The 2,751-nt window shown below is 41.4% G+C and carries 1 protein-coding gene, 2 rRNA genes and 1 pseudogene; 1 reads left to right on the top strand and 3 read right to left on the bottom strand.

The window, feature by feature from the left end; translation table 11 throughout:
* A pseudogene (locus LPA49_RS22025) lies at positions 1-210 on the bottom strand (IS110 family transposase); the annotation flags it as partial.
* Between the two features lie 404 nt (positions 211-614).
* Here LPA49_RS22025 and LPA49_RS22020 point away from each other — a divergent pair.
* Complete coding sequence (locus tag LPA49_RS22020; protein WP_230237766.1) at positions 615-1,631, top strand: IS110 family transposase; 1,017 nt, start codon at positions 615-617, stop codon at positions 1,629-1,631.
* 581 nt (positions 1,632-2,212) lie between these two features.
* On the opposite strand, the gene rrf is transcribed toward LPA49_RS22020, so the two are convergent.
* Together rrf and LPA49_RS22010 are read right to left on the bottom strand one after the other, a co-directional pair.
* A 5S ribosomal RNA gene (gene rrf, locus LPA49_RS22015) occupies positions 2,213-2,327 on the bottom strand.
* Between the two features lie 187 nt (positions 2,328-2,514).
* Positions 2,515-2,751, bottom strand: a 23S ribosomal RNA gene (locus LPA49_RS22010); the annotation flags it as partial.

Below are 2,751 nucleotides of genomic sequence, written 5' to 3'. Positions count from 1 at the left end.
TTCATGACCAACACTACGCGCTTTGCGTGCCCAATAATGAGCACCGCCACATGATTCCATGACAACTTTACAACGAGGAGACGTGGTGAGTATCGACAGTAGCTCTTTTCTGCTTACCGCTTTATTACTTTGTAGTTTTTGATGAAAAAATTGACCGACTTGAAAAACATTTTTTGCCAAGTCGATACAAATTAAGTTAAATTTTGACATGTATGGATTCCTTATTGGTAAAAGTGGTTTTGCAATTTCTTTATACCGTACTTACCCTATTTAGGGGAGGAGTCCATACATCTCCTACGTCTCTTCACCTTGCGCTTATGCCATTCCGCTTAATTAAGTGGTCTATTTTGAGGCAATAAAACCGCGTTGATAACAAGGCAAAAATTTAGTTATTTAGTTGTTCTCGGCAATTGCTCCTGCATTGCTCTACCTCCTGCATCCATGCAGTCGTAAATCAGAAATTTTTAACGCAGGTAGCGACTGGTTTGATCACTCAAAATGATTAAGTATTTTTGCGGATTAATGGAATGGACTCTCTCCACTCCCCAACGGCGTCATAATGCGCCATAGTAGTTTAGGGTAAGTTTTAGCGTAAACAAAGTAGAGAGAGTCACATGAATAAAATAACAATTGGATTAGATATCGCCAAGAACATTTTTCATTTAGTTTGGTTATCAAACTCGGGAAAAGTGCTCAAAAAGAAAAAGCTCAAACGCACTAACATGAAAGAGTATTTTTGTAATTTAGAGCCCGCAATTGTCGTCATGGAAGCGTGTGGCTCATCAAACTACTGGGCACAAAGTATTCAAAACTATGGTCATGAAGTGAAAGTTATCGCTCCACAATATGTAGTCCCTTACCGAAAAGGAAATAAAAATGATTTCAATGATGCAGAAGCGATAGCTGAAGCTTCACAACGAGTGAATATGCGATTTGTGCCAATAAAAAGTGTAGAGCAACAAGACATTCAACTGTTGCACCGTATAAGAGAGCGGCGAATAAAATGTAGAACGGCCTTAGTGAATCAAACCAGAGGCCTCTTAGCCGAATATGGTATTAGCCTCTCGCAAGGCGTTAATCAAGTGAGAAAGTCTATCCCCGATATTTTAGAAGATGCGAGTAACATGTTAACGCCATTGTCTCGTCGATATATAGCCAGTTTGTATGATGAATTAATTGAGGTAGATAAGTTAATCACGGATTTGGATAGCGAGATAAAAGCTTTAAGCCATCAGATAGAGCAGTGCCAGAAATTAGAAACAATGACAGGAATAGGTCCCATCATCGCAACAGCTTTGTATAGTGCAATAGGTGATGGTAAAACCTTTAAAAGTGGGCGTCATATGGCAGCTTGGCTGGGACTAGTTGCCAAACAGCATACGACTGGCGATAACCCCAAGTTAAAGGGAATAAGTAAACGAGGAAATACTTATTTGCGAACTCAGCTGATTAATGGTGCCAGAGCTGCGTTAGTCAAATCGGGGAGTAAAGCTGACAAGGTAAGCTTATGGGCAAATAACCTGCGGGAGCGGCTGCCATTTAATAAAGCAGTGGTTGCATTAGCGAATAATACCAATCCGCAAAAATACTTAATCATTTTGAGTGATCAAACCAGTCGCTACCTGCGTTAAAAATTTCTGATTTACGACTGCATGGATGCAGGAGGTAGAGCAATGCAGGAGCAATTGCCGAGAACAACTAAATAACTAAATTTTTGCCTTGTTATCAACGCGGTTTTATTGCCTCAAAATAGACCACTTAATTAAGCGGAATGGTATAAAATGGCGCGAATGGCATGGGCGATGACCGTAAAACAAGAGAGGTACAAATTTGTATAAAAACATTAACCGCAATTAAAAGACAAAAGTTCAATAGCAAAAATTGCAAAGATTGAGATTGACGGAAAACGGTTCATAGCCGTCCTATTTAAACCTGATAATACCAAAGGCTGTTAGAAGCCGTCGAGATTGATAAGGTGATAGGGGCGGATATCCATCAGGGCTAGAGCGGATAAATCCGCTCATAAAAAAGCCGAATATATGGCAGCAATGAACTTTGAAATTCTATCAATTACTGTCTTGCAATCGGAGAGAGTCCATATATGGTATTATGCCTACAAGGATATAGGTCGTAGGGGTCTTGGTTGGGTATTTTATTTTTCTACAGGCAACAAAAAACCCGACTCTTTCGAATCGGGTTTCTCTAATTAGGAGCCTGGCGATGTCCTACTTTCACATGGCAAATGCCACACTATCATCGGCGCTGTTTCGTTTCACTACTGAGTTCGGCATGGGGTCAGGTGGGTCCAAAACGCTATTGTCACCAAGCAAAATGCGTGGAAAGGATTCTCGACAAAGCGCATCGCGCTTACGAGTCCTTTGCGCAAGGTGAACTTATTTCGCATTAAGCGCTGCGGTTCACCCTACATAAAATCTGGAAATCTGATAATCGTAAATCTACTTTAGTATACTAACTTCTGTCTGTTACGCTGTCATAAAACGCGTTTGGCGTTGTATGGTTAAGCCTCACGGGTAATTAGTACAGGTTAGCTTAATGGCTCACACCACTTCCACATCCTGCCTATCAACGTTGTAGTCTTCAACGGCCCTTCAGAGACTTTAAAAGTCTAGTGAGAACTCATCTCGAGGCCTGCTTCGCGCTTAGATGCTTTCAGCGCTTATCAGTTCCGAACGTAGCTACCGGGCAATGCCATTGGCATGACAACCCGAACACCAGCGGTTCGTTCACTCC

The organism is Pseudoalteromonas sp. MB41 (assembly GCF_020966275.1).
Classification (GTDB): Bacteria; Pseudomonadota; Gammaproteobacteria; order Enterobacterales; family Alteromonadaceae; genus Pseudoalteromonas; species Pseudoalteromonas lipolytica.
Note: the sequence above shows the minus strand (reverse complement) of the source record. Positions and strands in the feature narration are given on the sequence as shown.

Bases quoted from the DNA above. Each gene is read 5' to 3' on its own strand.
- LPA49_RS22020 (WP_230237766.1), top strand. From the start codon at position 615: ATGAATAAAATAACAATTGGATTAGATATCGCCAAGAACATTTTTCAT.